Origin of the sequence: Curtobacterium sp. 18060 (genome assembly GCF_902706105.1) — a bacterium.
Taxonomy (GTDB): domain Bacteria; phylum Actinomycetota; class Actinomycetes; order Actinomycetales; family Microbacteriaceae; genus Curtobacterium.
In genome coordinates, this window is the sequence record NZ_CACSJV010000063.1 from 1 (window position 1) to 18,502 (window position 18,502).

Genomic DNA, 18,502 nt, shown 5'->3' on the forward strand with positions numbered 1-18,502 from the left:
GGTCTCGTCTGCGGGGGCCGACGGGTCGTCGGTCGGTGCGGGCGTCTCCGTCGCGTCGACGGGTGCCGGGGTCTCCTCGAAGACGACGGGCTGCGTCGAGTCGACCGGCTCGACGGCGCTGGCGGCGGTCGCGGACATGATGCCGAGACCGGTGGTCAGACCGACGAGTGCGACGGTGGTGCCGACGGCGCATGCGCGACGAACGGCGGAGGTGCTGCGGTGCACGGGTAACTCCAGGTGTGTGGGGTCGGATGTTCAGATTGAAGGAATTTGCCAGATTTGTTGCAGAACTTCAGGTCTGCTATCCCGGTCAGAAACTTTGAATTACCCCCGCAACTACCACGCCGATAAACGTCGCGACGTGAACACAGGGCTCCCATGTGTGGCCAGGAGGGGGTGAGGCCTGAACCCCACCCCCCTATCGTCACAAGCCGCTTACTCAGCGACTGCGTCGGTTGAGCGCAGTAAAGATAGTGCTAATCAAGGCAAGCACACCAAATGCAGTACTGGATATAAGCACTGTGAGGGATCCTGCCATCCCGTGAGCTGGCGGGTGCAGATCAGCATTGTTGAAAGCATTCACAAATATTGCTATTCCGATGATGAAACCTACACCGCTAGCAACTAGCGCCACCAAACTAACGCGATACGCCGTGTTCACAATTGACCCTTTGATTAGTTGCAGAGGTTAGACGTGTATGCCGAATAGCTGGATCGACGAAGGAACGAATCCAGGTTCCAAGAGGGCTTCCAGTAAGCAACTTGAGCGTGGCACTTGTACTGCCACCACATGTTCTTGGTGTTTGCCGAAGGGGCCTTCTTCACCACTTCCGCCCAACCAGCGAGATCAGCATACTTGAGGCCCGCCATCGACCTCCCCCATACGGTCGGGTAAACGTACAGTGTTTTTCCAAGCTTACTCCTCTTCACCCACTTCACCCTGTCGATGACATTGATGCCGAGGTACGGGTCTGCGACGACTGGGTACGTGGTTGTGGATGAAAGATCGACGATCTGAGTGAGAACACTGCCGTTCAACTCATATCGAGTCGAGACTTTGTTACCTACGGCATCGCGCGCCCACGCAGGCGCAACGCCGCCGATTGGCGTTCCAGATGAGTCCACAATGAGAACGACTCCGTCGTCCTGCAGAGTTGCATGCCCGCCCGTCGGGATATCCAGAGCATACGGATAGGCGGTCGGGGCGCTGCCATTCTCGATAACAGTACTAATCTGCACCGAAGCATCGGTTTTGAGAACAGCAAGTGTCGAGAAGTTTGTGTTGCGGTAGCTGACAATACCGGGCGATTCCACTATTCCCGCGGCCGCACGGCTGCCGTACGGAAGACCCATGTTCACGGAAGCCGCGTCCAGATTGGCATCCTCACCACCATCGGGATCCGACGCACTCTGGTCACCAACCGCAATAGTGATACCTTGACGCGGAGAAACCGCGATAGACGCGGAGTCGGCTTCATTAGCGTCAGACTGCGTAGTGGCGGCAATTGAAGCACTGTCCTGCGAACCCGTCGCGACCCGTTCAAAGCCGGTCGGGTTGGCAGCCTGGACCGCTGCCACCGTAGCGGAGGGCGCGGCGCTATTCAGCCCAAGACCATACGACGTGGTGTCACCCACCCCAGCGGAATAGCTCGAGGTGGCTTCAATCGTGTACCAGCCGGGGGTGGGTGGGATCGGAACAGTCAGGACTGTGCCCGCGGTTTCGGAAAGCGCACTCTCGACCACTGATTCGCCGTTGACATTCACGGTAAGAATGCCCGATGAGTCGCCAGTGTTTGGCATCTTCACCGTACAGTTGACAGCGGAGGACGGCAGCACGTTCGTCCAAGTACCCTCGCCGTACGGTTGCGGGCAATCAATGGTTGGGGCGATGGGATTGATGTACCAGCCCTGCACGTCAATGACGTAGTTGGTGGCGTCAGCGACGTTGTTGAGGCTGACCTTTCCATTCGTACCGAGAGGCACGGTGACGGTGTTGGTGCGGATCTCGTCGGCTTGGAAGTTGATCGACGTCGTGTCCGGCTTGGTCGCACCGTCGGCCCACACAGCGGCGCGTCCGTCGCTGCCACCGTGGGCGACGATGAGGGTCAGCACGACCGCGGTGATCCCCGACCCCATGACCGGGACGCCAGCCTTGCCTGCGATCTGGATGGAACGGGTCTCGTTCTTGGCCAAGATCGTGTTCCCCGTCGCGCGGGAGTCATACGCACGGCCCACGCCAGGGGTGAAGACTGCACCGGTTTTACCGGCGGCGGTGAAGTAGCCCTGCAGGTCGATGACGAGGTTGACCGTCGACGATGCGTTCGCGATCGTCATCTTCCCGTCAGCCGACAATCCCACCTGCGCCTGAATCGACGTCGTCGCGGAGGGCGTGTAGTGCAGCGAGTTCTGCGGCTTCGTGCTGCCCGTGGCGTATGGGGTGAGGTTGCCGTCGGAGCTGGTGGAGTTGATCGCGATCAGGTTCACCACCGCACCCGACGCACCAGCCGGGACACCGTTCGCGCCGGTGACCTGCACGTCGACGCTCTTGCCGGGTGCGATCGTCGCCTTCGGAGCGCCGAGCCCGGAACGGGTGTCAACGAACCGCTTCCCCGCGACGGGAACGAACCCGCCGGCGGCGGTGCCGTCGGTGTTCGCCGTGTAGTAGCCCTGCACGTCGAGGATCACCCGGGCCGAGGTCTCGGCCATGATCTGGATCGTGCCGTCCGCACCGACCGCGACGGTCGCGGTGTTGGAGACGTACTCCCCCGTGTTGCCGTTGTAGATCAACATCGACGTCCGCGACGTGTCCGCGTCCGGACGACCGAACAGGGTGCCGTAACCGGGCGCGGTGCCAACGGTGGCGTTCAACGAGACCGCACCAACGGTGCCGTCGTCCGGGACGCCGGCGAGCCCTGCAACCTTGATGGTGCGGTACTTGCCCGCTTCCATCGGCGTGCTGAACCCACCGGTCCCCTTGGCGGTGTCCAAGATCCGGCCGGTCGCGGCGGTGAACACACCGCCGGTACCGGTGTCGTTGAGCGCTTGCGCCGGTGTTGCGACAAGCAGTGATCCGACAAGTGCGAGCGCGCCGAGCGCGGCAGCAGCAATGCTGCGCCTCCTCGAGCGCGGAGCGTGCAGCAACGTGCGCACGAGACCCCCCACGTGATCGACAGCACGGGTTGCTGTCGGCTTGCGCAGCATAAGAGGAAGCTGAGTGCCTGTACCCGACCCCCCAAACGGGGGAAAACGCAAAAGCCCAGGTCAGAACCGGTAGTTCCGGCGTGGGCTTAATGAATACTCAGACAAGAGTTACGCCGACGTGACCTTCGACAGCTGGCCGGCGTGAAGCCGATGCGGCACCGCCTGGCCGATGGTCGCTCATCGCGGCGAGGCTAAGTGGATAACGCGTTCCAAAGCGCCTAAGCCGACCCGATAGGCGATCGGTGACCGGACAGGTCGGTGCGGGTCGTCAGGTTGTGGCGGCGGACTGGTGGCGGAAGCGGGACCACCCTGCGCAGATGAGTGCGATTCCTGCGGCGAACGCCCATCCGACCGATGGGGTCGATGCGGTCGCGATGAGGATGACGACGGCGGTCCCGATCGCTGTTCCAAGCTGCGCTCCGGTATTCACAATGCCTGCTGCGCTGCCGGCCAAGGCTGCCGGGACGCTGGTACCCAGGCCGGTCGCTGCGACCGAAGCTGCTGCAAGGCCAAGGCCGATCACGGCGACGCCGGCAGCGATCCACGGCCATGAGTGGCCCAGAACAGCGAGGACCGCGTTGCCGCACGCGATCGTCAAAGCCCCCACTGCGGCCAACCGGTCTGGCCCGAGTCGGGGAGCGATTCGGCCGGTTGCGACGGACCCTCCGATGACGGCGAGGCTGAATGCCATGAGGACCAGCCCGGACAGCAGTGCTGGTATGCCGAGGCGGTCCTGGAGCACGAGTGTTGCCAGCACCGAGGACGAGCTGGTGGTCGCGGTGTTGACGAATGACTGCACCGACCCACGTCGGAGGTTGGTGATGCGGAATGCATCCCGCGGCACGAGCGGTGCACGTGCGCGGCGGAATCGCCAGGCCAACAACCCAGCGATTGCCAGACCGAGGAGGATCAGTCCAACACCCTGCGGCTGCGTGGCCGGCGCCTCGAGCAGCGCCGTTCCTGCGATGACCGGCATCACGGCCGCGACGAGGAGGACTGCGCCGAGAACATCAAGCCGTTCGGCCCGATCCGGCTCCGGCTCCTCCCGCACGACGAGGGCCACTCCGACGAACAGGAGAGCAGCGACCGGTGCGTTGACCCAGAACACCGACGGCCAGCCGAGCACCGTCGTCAGCAGTCCACCGATAAGGAACCCGGTTGCGCCGGCTGCGGCACCGACGGCGCTCCAAGCTGCGAGAGCTCGTGACCGGCCCGGTCCAGCAGCCGTTGCGTGGAGGATCAGCCGGAGCGCTGACGGAGCAGATACAGCTGCCGCGGCTCCCTGGACAGCGCGCGCAATGAGCACCTGCGGGAGCGCCTGCGCGGTACCGCCGATGATCGACACCACGCCAAAGACGACGATCCCGACGAGAAGGATCCTCCGGTGACCGTAGCGGTCCCCGAGTCGCGCGCCGAGGATCAGCATCGCCCCGAAGAACATCGCGTACGTCGTTGCAAGCGGGCCAGCGGCCGCCGGATCAGCGCCGAGACCATTCAGGATCGGCGGAATCGCCGTGACGACGCTTGTGACACCCAGTACGTCAACGAACTGAACGAGACAGAGCACGGTCACTACCCCGGGACGCATGCATGCACCGTACGTGAAACGTCGTCAAGACGACGAGCTGCGAGTCCAGTAGCCGATCCCCATCCGAGACGGCGGCAGGGTGCCGCCCGGTCGAGCGCACGTCCGTTCACCGAGACGGTCTCCCCGTCTCCCGCACCCAGCGTTCTTCGTAGAGCCCGGTCCCTGAATCGATCTGTCGATCTCCTCGGCGCTCGAAGCCGTGCTTGGCGTAGAAGCGCTGAGCCCGCTTGTTGAACGAGAACACGAGGAGGTGAGCATCCTCTTCGTTGAGCGCAGCATTCAGGAGGCTTGAGGCAACTCCCGTGCCCTGGGCCTCTCGATCTACGTACAACGTCGAGAGCTCCAGGCTTGGCAAGCTGCTCGAGTCGCCGGAACTGCGACTCGTGCTCGCGACACCGATGACTTGTTCCTCGGGTGACTCGGCAACGAACACGCGTCGACTGCCGGTGCCGATGCGCTCTGCCCAGCGGTCCGTCGCTGGACGGAGGGACCGGGCGTCCAGGAAGGAGTCCGGGACGATGCCACGGTAGGTCTGCTCCCACGTCAGCGTCTGGAACAGTCCGACCCTTTCGGCGTCATCGACACGTGCCCGCCGGATACTCACCACCAGACCAGTCTGGAGGACGCTCACCGCGGCATCACAACGTCTCACTCGCCGATCGGCCAGCGAGACACCTTGGTCAGCCCTGCCGGCGTCCATATGGCGGGAACGTCATCCGCCCGCATTACGACCTCGTGCCGCAAGGGCGTCATCGATAGATCGCACGGGCAAAGTCCAGGTCTCGGAACTGTCCTCGACGTACTTCTGGATCCCGGTCTGCGGGTAGCTCAAGATGTCGATGACGATCCGGAGTCGGTCGTGGCGGTCGGGCTCGTGTTCCTCGACGTAGCTCAACCAATAGAGCAGCTGGCCTGCGATCGTGCGAGGGCCGTGGCGGTTGGACAGCGCAAACTGGTACTGAGCCTGGATGACGTCGACCATGGCATTCATGGGGGCGTTGTCCGTGATCGCTTGGGCGGTCCTTGCTACGAGACGGGTCAAAACCTCCGACTCAGCAACCCGTGCATGGCGTGCTGTGCGCTGTTCGGCTCGCCGCGATTCGCGCAGCGCTATGCGGGCGATTAGCAGGGCGGCGGCCGAAAGCGCGAGGGACCCCAGCCCGAAGACCGCGGGCAGGACGATACCCGACCACCACTCGAACGAAGTTGGGGCTACCGGGCTCGCTGCGAGAAGTGGGGTCACCGGTAGGTGTTGCGGTCAATGGATGCGTCGTAGCAGGACCGGTCTAGGTTCGTGTTCCAGATCCGACGCGGGGCGGTCGGCAGCAGACTCCCGCCACTTCTGGCGCCCTCTCGCTTCCAGTGCTTGTTGAACCACGAGAATGTTTCGATGCCGGCATACCGCTTCGGATCTGCACCCCGGAAGTCGTAGACCTCGTCCAGCGCGGGGACCAGGTCGGTATCCCGTGAAGCGAGCACGACGAGATCCACGTCGGGCCGGGCCGCTTCCCGGACGCAGGCGAGCGCGCAGAGCACGTCGATGCCCTTCTCCTTGGGTCGGCCGATCGGGATCTTGTGCCCGTTGATGTCGCGGATGGGCTGACCGCCGGCACCGAGCTGGAAGGAGTACTTCAGATCGCGTAGCTGAACGTCGACGCCATCGCTGCGCCACTGAGTGGCCTGGTCGAGAGCCCGGCGGTTCTGCTCCCAGTCGTAGTTGGCGTGGTGCAGGCCACGGAAGACGGTGACTCGCTCCACCGACGCGTGCTGAAAGCCTGCCCGCTGGCGAGCGTTGCGCTCCTGGATCGCTCGCTTGGCGAACTGCATCGGGTGGATCAGTGAGTCGTGGCGGTCACCACCGGGGTTGAACACGTCGTAGGCCGTCAGGTGAACGTTCTGGTAGTCGACGATGACTGACGTTCTGAGCACGGTTCCCTCCCCAGGGGTAAAAAAATCCCCGCCAATCCGGAGACGGCGGGGAACAACAAGACGATTATGAGTCGGCCAGATGGCAATTGTCAACCCGGTTGGGCTACCCGGTTGGCGAACCGGGATAGCCAACCGGATGCGCACCCATCGGATGCCCGCGCCCGGTAGTGGTCGATCCGTCGGCGTCAGCTACCTTCACCGCATGAGCGACAGTGAAGGGCCGGACGAACACGAGCGTGACGAGTGCGACGATGCGCCCGACGTCGACGCATCCGTCCAGGAGGACGACGCTGAGAGCGACCAGCCTGCGCGACGGATCGTTGTCCCAGGATCCGGGGGCAAAACGGATGTGGGGGGCATCGTCGACAGGCTCGGTCTACTCCAGGTCGACACCAGCATGCTCGCGAACTTCACATCGCTGTACACGCCATCGATCGACTTCTCACGCTTCGCCGATTGGGGGCACTCCCCGGCACTTGCCGACCTCGGCCGGAGGATCGCCGAGCAGACGATGGCAAGCACCCCGCTGTACTCCCCCGCCTGGTTCGAACCAATCGTCGACGCGCTGCGCGAGAGCACCAAAGGGTGGAACTTCCCAGACCTCGCGGATCTCTTCCGCCCCGCTCTGCCAGCGAACATCATGGAAGCGGACATCGACTACGAGCCCGACGAGTGGATGACCTGGATTTCCGAAGGCCTCGTGATGGCGTGGGTTCCCGACGCCGGGACACTCGAACTCATCGCCGCAGCCGACACACCCGCGGGGCGCCGCTCGGCTGTGTCGACACGCGCCGACGAGGTCCTCCAGTCGTGCGAACACCTCCTCGACCAGATCACCGCCGCCGACTACGTCCCGTTCGTCGAGCCTGTGCGGCGCGCGATCGCGGGCATCCGCACGGACTTTTCGGATCTCGCTCAGGCGTACGCCGCAAGCACGCTGGAAACGATCGTGGCGATGAAATACGGCCGGTATGGGCACTACCGCAAGATCGAGAGCGAGCACGAACAGGCGCAGCTGTTCCGAAGCGAGCTACACCTCGCACAGCTCAAGGCTGTCTTCAAGAGCTTCACCGGAGATGACATCCCCACCACCTTCAACCGGCAAGCGACCGTGCACGCCGTTGCGCGTGGGAAGCAGTACTCCCGGCTGAACGCTGTGCTCGCTGTGGGCCACCTGGTCAGCGCGCTGTGGAAGTACGAGCTCGACACCCGCGACGCGCATGACTAATCGGACACGGCCGGACGTAGGCCGAGAGGGCGCCCGATAGCCGATCGCCTACCGCTCGCGCTTGCGCTTGCGCTTGCGCTTGCGCTTGCGCTTGCGTCCATGGGCAAGAACCACGCGGGTAATCCGTACCACTCACGGTCGTTTCGGTGTCTAGTGGGTCATGACGCCGCGCATCCCGAAGCTGCCTCCGCTGTCCCGTTAGCCGGTCGGTCGCCGGACAGGTCAGGGACGATCGTTTCTGACCTGGTGCGCTGAGTTGCCCCTCTCCATCAGCCGCCACGACCCGCCTGTCAGCGGTGTGAGAGTCGTCACGACGTAAGCCGCCGCGACGATGCCGAATGCGAAAGCGAGTCCGATCGTGTCGGCGGCGAGCCCGCCGAGCAGGGCGCCGAACGGGACGCCAGCCCACGCTCCCGCGTTGATGAGGCCGAAGACGCGTCCGCGCATGTGCTCGGGCACCCGCTCGAGTTCGACTGTCGCGAGGATCGGGTTGAGCGATCCCGCCGCGAGCCCTGCCAGCGCGGTCGCTGCGACGAGCACGGGCAGCGGCGCTCCGAGCGCGAACGCCAGACTGGACGGCCCGCCGGCGAGTGTGAAGCACACCGCGAACGTCACCCGCCGCGGCACCCGGTGGGCGATGAAACCGAAGGCGACGTTGCCGAGGAGGGCGCAACCACCCGTGGTCGCGACGAGCAGCCCCAGCGCTGCCGCGCCTCCGAGGCGGTCGTTGGCGTAGAGGGGCAGCAGGGTCGACCCGCGAGCGGCATCGAGGAGGTTCGTGATGAGCACCAGCCCGACCAGCAGCCGCATCAGCGGGTCCCGCACGACGAAACGAGCACCCTCTGTGAGGTCGGCCCAGAAGGACTCGCGCCGCGCGTCCCCGATCCCCGTGTCTGCTTCTGCTGCCCTCGCGTCGCGAGGGACGAGCGCCCATGTCAGTACCGCCGACACCGCGAAGGTCGCCGCGTTGACGAACAGCGACCCGATTGGCCCAATGGCCGCCACGAGGAGGCCTGCCAGGGAGGCGCCGACCAGCTTCGCGAAGCGCTCGGATCCGTCGAGGAGGCCGACGCTGCGCTCGACACGGACACGAGCCTTCTGGGTCAGGGCCGGCAGCATCACGCGGCGGGCGGTCTGCCCTGGGGTGTCGAGGAGGCCTCCCACGAAGACCAGCGTCAGCAGCGCCCAGAACGGCAGACCGACGGTCAGCGCCAACACCGGCATCGCGAGGACGGAGGCGCCGCTCACGACGTCCGCCACGATTGCGGCGCGACGGTGGCCGACCCGGTCGACGACGACTCCGCCGAGCGGGCCGCCGATGATCACCGGCGCGGTCGCAAACGCTGCGGCGACGCCGATCTCGACGCCTGAGCCGCCGAGTGCGAGGACGTAGAAGGGCACCGCGAAGGCCGTGACTACGTTGCCGGTTTGCGAGACCGCGTGAGCGGCGACGAGGGCGGAGAGGGCTGTGCGGGCCGCGCGAGTCGACGTACCGGCTTTGCCGTCGCCACCCTCGTCGGATGCGTCGCTCTGCGTGGCGTCAACGTACGCATTTCGCTCGTCGGGAGCGGGCGTTTCAGTGGGCGGGGTGTTCTTAGTCACGCGCCCGCACCACCTGGGTGCCGGTAGGCGTGGTAGGCGAGGACGACCGTCTCGGCCCCGTCTCCCGCGTCTGGGCTGTGTGCGGCGCCGACATCTACCCAGCGGTCGACGACGGACTCGAGTTCGGCGCGCAGGGCGGCAAGCTCCGTCACGGTGAGGCGGATCGCGCGGTCGCCGCCAGCCGCTGCCGTGACCCACTCCCGCGGCAGAGCCGGTCTGGCGTCGACGTACTGGAGGTAGCGCGCGGCGTTCGCCTGGACGATCGACTTCTCGAGGGCGGCCGATGCGCTGAGGCGAGCTGGGTCGTCGAGCAAGTCGGCCGGCTCCCACGAAGTGAGGGGTGCTGCAGCCTGCCACCAGCGCTCGCGCCGGTCGGCGCTTTGCGGCTCGGCCGCCTGGATGAGGTCGCTCGCGGCGAGCTTGGATAGGTGGTAGCTGACCGTGCCCGGAGCCTCGTCGACGACGTCGCCGAGCTGCGCCGCAGTCTGGGGACCTCGCTCGCGCAGCAATCCGAGAAGGCGCAGGCGCGTTGGATGGGCCAGAACCCTCATCGAAGCAGCGTCGGTGAGGGTCGAACGGAGCGTGTCGCGAGAGGCCATACGAGTAAGCTAGTTGCGCAACTGTTCTTGCGCAAGGGATCTTGTCTACTTGTTCAAGTCGCTAGTGACCAGGTCGCACCGGACGCACGGGTTGAGCGCTTGAGGCGTGAGAGCCGCTTGTTACAAGGTGCTCTGATCCACCGCAAGGGGCGAAGGCTCTCGAACGTGCCGTCGATGACTCAGCAGGCAGAACCTGCCACGCCTGGCCAGTCCAGGCACGGTGTCGACCGTCTCGGTAGCCGATCGTCAGCCGGACACGTTGGTTTTCTTGTTCTCGTCGCGGCCCGCGGCGAGAACAACCAGGGCGCTGGCCGCGAAGAGGGCGGCAGTGAGGACGAATGCCCCGGAGGATCCCGTGAGGCCGGCAAGCGCGGCGAGGACTCCCGCGGTGGCGATTTCTCCCACGTACTCGGCCTGGGCGAGGAACGAGTGCATCGTTGCCCTGACGTCGCTCGGAGTTCGTCTGTTGACCCAGATCGTGGTCACGGTGCGCACTAACGGTCCGGCGACACCGTTGGCGACAAGCAATGCGACAATCGCGATGGACAGATTCGGAGCGAGCCCGAAGAGGGTCAAGCTGACAACTCCCGCGATACCGCCCAGCACCATTGCGCCTCGTGCCCCGGATTCAGAGGTGATGCGGTTCTCCACGACTCTGAGAGCGAGTGCGGCGGCGATGAACCCAGTGATGCTGATCCCCGTGAACCACAGGGTGCCGTCACCGCCACCAGGGAGGCCGACGTTCACGAGCTTGACCGGATAGATGCGGGCGAAGGAGTCACCAGCCCCGTTGACGAGCACAGTAACGGCGACCAGAACGAGGATTGTCCTGTCTCGCGCGGCGAGTGTCACCCCGCGGCGGAAGATGCCGATCGCACCCCGCCAGCGCCGAGTGCAGATCGGCATGAAGTTACGTTCCGGGAACCGCAAAGCCACGAAACTACCGAGGAGGAGCATTCCGACTCCCGCCGCCACGATGCCGGCAGGTCGATCGATCAAAGCGCCAACGGCGCCGAAGAGGACCATCCCTGCGCCTGCGCCGGCGAGCTGCCAGCGCGCTTGCCGAGTGAGCACGTGATGCATCCGGTCGGGCTGATCCAGCTCGTCCGTGATCCACGCAACGTCCGATCCACTCGAGAACGTCCACGAGATGCCATAGAGCATCTGCGACAGCAGCAGCGGAACGAAAGCCGGGAACAGGCCCGTGGTGATCATTGCGATACCCATGAGAGCGTGAGAGATGACAATCGCCCACTTGCGGCTCACGGCGTCAGCGAGGACGCCAGCGGGCAGCTCGAAGATGAACGACGCGATTCCTTGGGCGGAAGCAATGATCAGCAGCTCGGCCGGGGTGAGGCCGGCGTTGGCGACCATGTAGAGGCTGGCGAGCAACCACCAGCCGTTGTGGAAGATCGCCCGGACGAAGGTCCAGCCGACGAAAGTACGATCAAGACGGTCTCCGTCGGGGCCGCGGGTTACCGCTGCCAGGCAACGGGCATAGAAGTGCGAAAGCACAGTGCTCCTAGAAGTGACAGGTCAACGAAAGCGAAGAGAGCTCTATCCGTGTTGGCACGGAGAGCTGAGGGGGCTTCGTTAATGACCAGTCATGCGGCGAGACTAACGAGGGGCGACGCCGCGCGCAACCTCCTGCGGCTCCGTGTACGCGATGTCCGATAGGCGATCGGCTACCGCACGCCTCGGCAGTGAATCCGGCACCCGCGGAGATCTGGGGTGTGAGTCGCAGCGATAAGTGGCCGGTATTTGATCACGATCAGTGGCCAATGAGGGGGCCTCGCATGCCGCGTCGACGACCTCGGGTGTTACGTCGGTGAGTTCGTTCAGCGCGGTGACTCGTTCGATCTGGGCGAGGAGCCAGTCGACGGGGCAAAAGTTGCCGCCGGTTATGCGAACGATCGTGGCGACGGCAGTTGCGTGAGCGATTCCGCGTCTTCTGAAAGGCGATCGCATGCTGGAAGGCGGTGCCCGATGGCGTCGCCGGGTTCACGGGAGCAGCGAGCAGAAGAGACGGGTGCTGAGGGGCGGGGCAGGGCAGTTCGGTCGCGTCGTTTGCCGTCGTTTAGGTGCCACGATATTCAGTTCTTGCCATGGGGACGGAGCCCGTCGAGGAGGATGTCGAGTAGTCGGGCGGAACTGATGGCGCCACCGGCCTGTCGACTGACGGTGAAGATGCCGATGAGGAGGGCGGAGACCTCGGTGGCGGTCACGTCGGAGCGCAGGTCGCCCGCGGCGTTGCCGGCGGCGAGGATGCTTGAGATCGCGGCGAGGATCTCATCGCGCGTTCTGGCGTGAGCAAGGTCCCCCGACTCGACCATGGCGAGGAGTGTGTCCAGCATGCCGCTTTTGGCGGCGATCCACTGACCGTAGAGGTCCATCCAGCGCCGAAGCGCCTCGGCCGGGGTGTTCTCCGTGAGGAGTTCGCGGGCGCCGGTCGCGAGGCGGTCGACTTGGTCACTGTAGACGGCCTCGACCAGTGCTTCCCGGGTCGGGAAGTGGCGGTAGAGCGTCGCGATGCCGACGTCAGCCTCGCGGGCGATGGCGCGCATCGAGGTCTCGGCGCCTTCTGTGGCAAGCACGCGGGTGGCGACGGCGAGCAGCTGCGTGCGGTTGCGCGCCGCATCGGCACGAGTGGGGCGAGTATCAGGACTAGACAAATGGAACGCGCTCCGTTTAGAGTGATAGGAAATACGGAGCATAGTCCGTTTCTGGAGTTGCTGGAGGAGAAAGACAAGTGATGATGCAGCAGGGCGACGCACAAGATGGCGGTACGAGCAGGGCGGTTCTCCTCGAGTCGTTCGGCGGCCCGGAAAACCTGACCGTTCAGGATGTTCCGGCTCCGCAGGCCGGTCCCGGGCAGATCCGGGTCAAGGTGACTGCGGCTGGTCTGAACCCGATGGACTGGTTCATGACCTCCGACGCCGAGACTGCGACCCGGTTCGGCCTGACCCTGCCTGCCGGGTATGGCACCGACTACGCCGGGATCGTCGACCAGCTCGGCGACGGCGCCACCGGCTATGCGGTCGGCGACCGGGTCTACGGTGCGGCGCTTTCCCGCGCTCTGGCCGATCACGTCATCGTGAACGCCGACGGGGACATCGCGACAGGCGTCGCCCATCACACACCGGAGGGCGTCGATGACCGCACTGCCTCGACTCTCGCGATCGCGGGCAGCACGGCGGCGGCCGCGTTGGCCGTCCTGAACCTCGGCCCGGACGACACGGTGCTCGTCGGCGGTGCGGGCGGTGGTGTCGGTGTCTTCGCGGTGCAGCTTGCCCGAATTGCGGGCGCTCGGGTGATCGGCACGGGGTCGCCGGCGACCGCCGACTACCTGAGGAGCCTCGACGCAGAGCCGGTGGCCTACGGCGAGGGTCTCGCTGACCGGGTTCGCGCGCTCGATGGCGGTCCGGTCACGGCGGCGCTTGACCTGCACGGCACCGACACGGTCGGCGTCGCCCGCGACCTGGGTGTCGCGGATGGGCGGATCTGCACCATCGCGGCCGTCGTCGAGGGAGTGCCAGCGGCGAACGGCGCGACCGCCGGGGCTGCAGCTCTGCAGAACATCGCGCGCTTGATCGCCGACGGTCGGCTGCGGGTGCCGATCGCGGCGACGTTCCCCGTCAATGACGTCCGTGCTGCGGTCAAGCTCCAGGCCGGCCGACATGTGCGCGGCAAGGTCGTCGTTGATCTCTGATCGCTCCGCACCATTGGTAACCAAACCCGGGGGGGCACGTCAGTGACTGTTCACGATGATCTGCGCAGTTCTGATCACCCTCTCCTACGTCACTCATGCAGACCCGCCCCACACTCGTGGACTGGCGGGTGGTCGCTGTAGAGAACATCCGGGAGGCCTGCGATCGGCCAGGCCGGATTCGTTTTCCGGTTGACGGCCTGATGCACAGCGAGAGCAGTCTGTTCCGCGGTCGGGGCACCAATGAAGAGGGTGTAGCCAGCGATGGCGCGGGAGTAGTCGTCGAGGACGATCGTCAACCAGGGCCTCACCGGTTGTCCGAGCTTGTCGAGGATGGCGACGTCCAAGAGGGTGTGGTCCGCCTGCCATTGGTTGTTCGGCCCGGCAGTGGCCCGGCGGAACACCAGCTCGAAGCGGTCCCGGTAGGCGGCGTCCCCCTGCTGGGCCAGCACGCGAAGCCCTGGGTCGATCCCGCCGATGACCTTTCGGACGCTCGTGTAGCTCGGCGCCAGAAGTTCCCGGTCGTGGGCGATGTCAGCGACGCGGCGGTAGATGAACGCCGCCGTCGGTTCCGGCCGGCGCAGCGCCAGAGCCTCCACGATCTCGATCAACTCCGCGGGGATTCGCCTCGTACCGGAGTCGGTGCGGCGTGAACGAGCAAGTCCTCGAGACGTTGGGGTGGCACGGTACGCGGCGGCCCACCGGCCAAGGGTTCGAACCGGGACGCCGGATTCTTTCGAGATCCGGCTCCAGGGAACACCGTCTTCGTGTTGACGCAGCAGTGCCAGTTTCTCTTCGGCTGTTCGCTGCGCCATTTGGGGTCATGACCTATGCGGGGCTGACGTCTTCGCCAAGGTGCCGGTAGATCGTCCCGCGGGAGACCCCGAACGTTTCTGCGATCTGCTGCACTGTGTAGGTCTTCTCGTCGTACATCGCCCGCGCCTGCCGCGCTTTCGTTGCGGTCATCTTCGACCGGCCGCCACCCTTCCGGCCTCGAGCCCTGGCGGCCGCGAGACCGTCTTTGGTGCGTTCGACGATGAGATCGTGCTCGAACTCCGCGATCGCGGCCAGCATGTGGAAGAACAGCCGCCCGCCCGGCGTCGTCGTGTCAATGCCCTGAGAGAGCGCTTTCAGGCCGACGCCGCGCCGCTCAAGCCCGTCGGCGACCTCTTTCAAGTTTCGGACCGACCGGCCAAGCCGGTCCAGTTTTGTCACGACGAGAGTGTCACCGTCACGGAGGTAGTCGAGGGCGTCATCCAGGGCCGGCCGTTTCGCCAGGACACCGGACGCGTGCTCCACGAACACCTTCTCGCAGGCAGCTGCTTCCAGGGCGTCGGTTTGCGCGTCGAGGTTCTGCTCTCGGGTGGAGACTCGGGCGTAACCAACAGAGGCCATGGCAGAATTGTACCTCCGACGTGCCTGACGGTACATAGGTCTCGGACATGGGCTGTGGAACACGACGCGCCGATTCTGCGCTCGAGAGCCAATAGTGTCTCGTGGACGGTCGTTCAGCGGACACTAGTAAGGCGATGCTCCTGACCACGTTATTTGGGATGGCGTACGTTGGCACCTGCGGCGCAGAATTGCCGAGACGGGTGCGGATGATTTCGGCCAGCCGCTTCATTGGGATCGCCGGATTGCCCGATAACAGGAAGCGCTGTTCAGCCGCCCCTGCGGCGCTCAGAGCTGAAACGTGAGCCGCGGCAACATCACGGACGTCCCCGATCGGAAAGAGCAAATCCAAGTAGCCGGGACTAGATCAGGCGCCGTGTGGGCCAACGTGCGAGGTCGTCTTCGAGCAATGCCGGGTCCCGGACGGGAGGGACTTCGTCTCGGATTTCCAGTCGGGTGATCCGGTCGACACGAAATCCTCGAATTCCGCCACGAAGCCGGCACCATCCAATGAGAAGCCACGCATCGGCCGCCCGGAGAAGCCCTAGTGTCTCAACATCGCGATCGGTGTCCAGGGTGGTGTTCCGGCTGCCGTCATCGTTTTCGCCCAGGTAGGTCAGTCGCACTAGGCGCCCGGCGGCGATCGCGTCGGACAGTATCCCGAGCGGGACGGTGCCGTCTGTGGGCGCGCCCGCGTCGATGACGTACGTCGTCTCGAGCATCTTCTGCACAGATCCGCGGTGTTCGTGGTTCACGACGGCGGCGATCTTGGCGCGGGCACGGCGGGCGGCCGTTTGGTATGGCGATGATTCGAGCAGCGCCAGTCCGGCGAGCGTCGCGAGCGATTCGGCAGCCGAGAGGTTTAGTGGGGGCAGCGAATAGTCCTGGAGGATCGAGTACCCACCCGCCGCCCCGTAGTCGGCATAGATCGGAACCCCAGCGAGTTGGAGCGAGCCGACATCGCGCTCGATGGTGCGGGCCGACACTCCGAATTCGGTAGCGAGCCGAGCGGCCGACCATGGTTGTCGAGCCCCTCGGAGGAGGTCGACGAGAGCATACTGCCGCTCAGCTCGCTTCATGGCCTCATTTTGTCAGAGGCCGTCACACGAAACGCGCCAGTCAGCTCTGCATGCTGCGCTGACCGCCGACGGACCAGACCCGGCTGATTCGGCCGTCTTCGGCGAAGTCGAAGATGTCGACGCCGCCGGCGTGAACGTCTCCGGCCTGGATGTCCCACAGCAACCGGCCATGGTCGCCGTCGATGCCGTCAGCGATGTTGGTGAAGACGACGCCGGGGTGCTGCTGGTGCCACCAGTCGAGATATTCGGCGAAGTCCTGCGCGGTGCGAATGTCATCCGCAGGCGTGGATCCGTCGGGCTCCGTCACGGCGAAGTGGATTCGGAAGTCGTCTGCGCAGATCTTTCGCGCAATCTCGCCATCGGTGTTCCACATTGTGAGCCACAAGTCGAGCGATTCTTGGGCGGTGGTGGTGGCTGTTGAGGTGTCGTGTTGGTTCATGCATCCACCCTTTCGGGATGGGGCGACAACTGTATGTCGGTGTTCTTCAGGGAGTTGCGCTGCTAGGAGCACCCGGGGAAACCAGTGCCGGTCCTGAACCGCTCCGGGAGCGCCTTTGCCGGCCCCTGCTTTGGAAGCCCACGGGCGCTCGAGGGGTAGGCGGCGCAGCGTGCCACCGATGCGGGCTCGGATAGGACTGCCAGTCCTAGTCACTCTTGGGCTAGGTATGGCGCGGTTGCACGCCTCTCCCGAGCCGAGAGTGGATATACCCGCTGAGAAAGGAAACATCATGACTTATCCCACTAACCGCCCCGCTGTCTGGTTCGTCACCGGCGCCTCGCGAGGCCTCGGTCTCGCACTGGTGACCCACCTCTTGAACCGCGGCGACCACGTCGCCGCGACGAGCCGCTCCTCCGAGCGGCTGCTGTCCTCTCTGGCCGATGTCGATACGACGAACCTGCTCCCGTTGCAGGTGTCCCTGACGGACGAGGAACAGGTGACCCGTGCGATCGCCGAGACAACGGCACGATTCGGTCGCATCGACATCGTCGTCAACAACGCCGGCTACGGATACCTCGGCGCCGTCGAAGAAACCAGCGACGCCGACGTTCGAGGCATGTTCGACGTGCAGGTGAATGGCACCTGGAACGTCGTGCGGGCGGTGCTGCCGCAGATACGCGCCACAGGATCCGGACACATCATTAACGTGTCGTCGATCCTCGGAATTCTGTCTTTCCCCGGCTGGGGTCTGTACTGCGCGGCAAAGTTCGCCGTAGAAGGCTTGTCAGAGTCACTCGCGGCGGAGGTCGCCGATTTCGGTATCCGCGTCTCGATCGTCGAGCCGGGCTACTTCAACACCGACTTCCTCACCGACAACTCCCTCGCCGTCGCCGGCAATGTGTCAGACGCGTACCCGAGTATCCGCGAGATGATCGCCACTCACAAGGCCATGCCGGGCAGCCAGCTCGGCGACCCGGCCAAAGCGGCTGCCGCGCTGGTGAGCGTCGCGCAAGAGAACAGCGGCCGCCTCCGCCAGCAGCTCGGCTCGGATTCTTCCGGCTTCGCCGAAAACAAAGCCGACTCCCTTAAAGCCGAGATCATCGCCGGCCGCGAACTCGCACACAGCACCGACTACGACTGGTAAGCACCGCACAAGACAACTCACGGTCACTTGTCGGGGTGGTGCCACAGCCGACGGCTATGGCATCACCCCGCTCCCCCTTACCTGAAACCGACCACATGCCACTCATTCACATCAGCGCCCCCGCCGACGTTTTCCACGACCGCGCGCGTGACCAGCTCGCCGACGACCTAACGACTCTTGCCCTCACGCACGAAGGCTTACCACTCACCCCTTTCGTGCGCAGCACCACGTGGATCTACTTCCACGAACCCGCCAGCACGCACGTTTACCACGGTGGCTCGCCCGGTGGAACGTCCGTCATCACGGTGGAAATCAGTGCCTTCCAGGGCGGATTAGACCGCGTCAAAAAGCGTGCGATTATTCGCGACACCACCGATATCGTCAGCCACGCGGCGGGCTTCCCCGCTGACGTCCCTGCTCCCGTCTACGTCATCTTCCGGGACACCGACACCGTGTTGACGCCGAAGCAGAACGGACCCCTTTGTGCCGAACTGGGGCGGACCCCTTCTGGGGTTGTTGAGCTTAGTTGTTCTCGGTCTGGTTGATGAGGTCGCGGCGGCCGTGGGTGCGGTAGGAATCGCCGGAGAGGGTGAGG

17 protein-coding genes and 2 pseudogenes are annotated in these 18,502 nt (G+C 65.0%); 4 read left to right on the top strand and 15 right to left on the bottom strand.

What is annotated here, in order from left to right; all coding sequences use genetic code 11:
- The 6 genes and pseudogenes from GVL05_RS18045 to GVL05_RS18070 form a co-directional block, all read right to left on the bottom strand.
- A pseudogene (locus tag GVL05_RS18045) lies at positions 1-225 on the bottom strand (hypothetical protein); the annotation flags it as partial.
- Between the two features lie 450 nt (positions 226-675).
- Positions 676-3,201: a DUF2599 domain-containing protein gene (locus GVL05_RS18050; RefSeq protein WP_235036053.1), complete on the bottom strand. Its 2,526-nt coding sequence runs from the start codon at positions 3,199-3,201 to the stop codon at positions 676-678.
- Between the two features lie 268 nt (positions 3,202-3,469).
- Positions 3,470-4,789: an MFS transporter gene (locus GVL05_RS18055; RefSeq protein ID WP_159574034.1), complete on the bottom strand. Its 1,320-nt coding sequence runs from the start codon at positions 4,787-4,789 to the stop codon at positions 3,470-3,472.
- Positions 4,790-4,895: 106 nt separating this feature from the next.
- On the bottom strand, positions 4,896-5,420 hold the full coding sequence (locus GVL05_RS18060) for a GNAT family N-acetyltransferase (protein ID WP_159574035.1): 525 nt from the start codon (positions 5,418-5,420) through the stop codon (positions 4,896-4,898).
- 81 nt (positions 5,421-5,501) lie between these two features.
- Positions 5,502-6,032 carry a hypothetical protein gene (locus tag GVL05_RS18065; RefSeq protein ID WP_159574036.1) on the bottom strand — a complete coding sequence of 177 codons (531 nt, stop codon included), beginning with the start codon at positions 6,030-6,032 and terminating at the stop codon, positions 5,502-5,504.
- On the bottom strand, positions 6,029-6,718 hold the full coding sequence (locus GVL05_RS18070; protein ID WP_159574037.1) for an NYN domain-containing protein: 690 nt from the start codon (positions 6,716-6,718) through the stop codon (positions 6,029-6,031). Before GVL05_RS18070 ends, GVL05_RS18065 begins: the two co-directional genes overlap by 4 nt.
- A gap of 202 nt (positions 6,719-6,920) precedes the next feature.
- On the opposite strand from GVL05_RS18070, the gene GVL05_RS18075 reads away from it, so the two are divergent.
- Positions 6,921-7,946, top strand: coding sequence for a hypothetical protein (locus GVL05_RS18075; protein ID WP_159574038.1), 1,026 nt, complete (start codon positions 6,921-6,923; stop codon positions 7,944-7,946).
- A 222-nt stretch (positions 7,947-8,168) separates the two neighbouring features.
- Here GVL05_RS18075 and GVL05_RS18080 read toward each other — a convergent pair whose 3' ends face one another.
- The 4 genes from GVL05_RS18080 to GVL05_RS18095 form a co-directional block, all read right to left on the bottom strand.
- Positions 8,169-9,548 carry an MFS transporter gene (locus tag GVL05_RS18080; RefSeq protein WP_159574039.1) on the bottom strand — a complete coding sequence of 460 codons (1,380 nt, stop codon included), beginning with the start codon at positions 9,546-9,548 and terminating at the stop codon, positions 8,169-8,171.
- The gene (locus GVL05_RS18085) at positions 9,545-10,147 is read right to left on the bottom strand and encodes a helix-turn-helix domain-containing protein (protein ID WP_134194766.1); all 603 of its coding nucleotides are present in this window, start codon (positions 10,145-10,147) and stop codon (positions 9,545-9,547) included. Before GVL05_RS18085 ends, GVL05_RS18080 begins: the two co-directional genes overlap by 4 nt.
- Before the next feature lie 246 nt (positions 10,148-10,393).
- Entirely contained in the window at positions 10,394-11,662 is a 1,269-nt protein-coding gene (locus tag GVL05_RS18090) for a hypothetical protein (RefSeq protein WP_200849273.1), read from the bottom strand.
- 578 nt (positions 11,663-12,240) lie between these two features.
- The gene (locus tag GVL05_RS18095) at positions 12,241-12,861 is read right to left on the bottom strand and encodes a TetR/AcrR family transcriptional regulator (RefSeq protein WP_200849274.1); all 621 of its coding nucleotides are present in this window, start codon (positions 12,859-12,861) and stop codon (positions 12,241-12,243) included.
- 38 nt (positions 12,862-12,899) lie between these two features.
- Here GVL05_RS18095 and GVL05_RS18100 point away from each other — a divergent pair, with 38 nt between their 5' ends.
- A complete protein-coding gene (locus GVL05_RS18100) occupies positions 12,900-13,856 on the top strand; it encodes an NADP-dependent oxidoreductase (protein ID WP_159574048.1) in 957 nt (318 codons plus the stop codon).
- Between the two features lie 89 nt (positions 13,857-13,945).
- Here GVL05_RS18100 and GVL05_RS18105 read toward each other — a convergent pair whose 3' ends face one another.
- From GVL05_RS18105 to GVL05_RS18120, 5 genes and pseudogenes are all read right to left on the bottom strand, one after another.
- Complete coding sequence (locus GVL05_RS18105; RefSeq protein WP_235036055.1) at positions 13,946-14,464, bottom strand: transposase family protein; 519 nt, start codon at positions 14,462-14,464, stop codon at positions 13,946-13,948.
- 84 nt (positions 14,465-14,548) lie between these two features.
- Positions 14,549-14,668, bottom strand: a pseudogene (locus GVL05_RS20295) (helix-turn-helix domain-containing protein); the annotation flags it as partial.
- 13 nt (positions 14,669-14,681) lie between these two features.
- Entirely contained in the window at positions 14,682-15,248 is a 567-nt protein-coding gene (locus GVL05_RS18110; protein ID WP_159574041.1) for a recombinase family protein, read from the bottom strand.
- 359 nt (positions 15,249-15,607) lie between these two features.
- Positions 15,608-16,324, bottom strand: coding sequence for a YafY family protein (locus GVL05_RS18115; RefSeq protein WP_159574042.1), 717 nt, complete (start codon positions 16,322-16,324; stop codon positions 15,608-15,610).
- Positions 16,325-16,364: 40 nt separating this feature from the next.
- A complete protein-coding gene (locus GVL05_RS18120; RefSeq protein ID WP_159574043.1) occupies positions 16,365-16,763 on the bottom strand; it encodes a nuclear transport factor 2 family protein in 399 nt (132 codons plus the stop codon).
- A gap of 289 nt (positions 16,764-17,052) precedes the next feature.
- Between GVL05_RS18120 and GVL05_RS18125 the strand changes: the two genes are divergently transcribed.
- A complete protein-coding gene (locus tag GVL05_RS18125) occupies positions 17,053-17,907 on the top strand; it encodes an SDR family oxidoreductase (protein WP_159574044.1) in 855 nt (284 codons plus the stop codon).
- Positions 17,908-18,002: 95 nt separating this feature from the next.
- Positions 18,003-18,452, top strand: a complete 450-nt coding sequence (locus GVL05_RS18130; RefSeq protein WP_235036054.1) for a hypothetical protein — start codon at positions 18,003-18,005, stop codon at positions 18,450-18,452.
- The last annotated feature ends 50 nt before the right edge of the window (positions 18,453-18,502 follow it).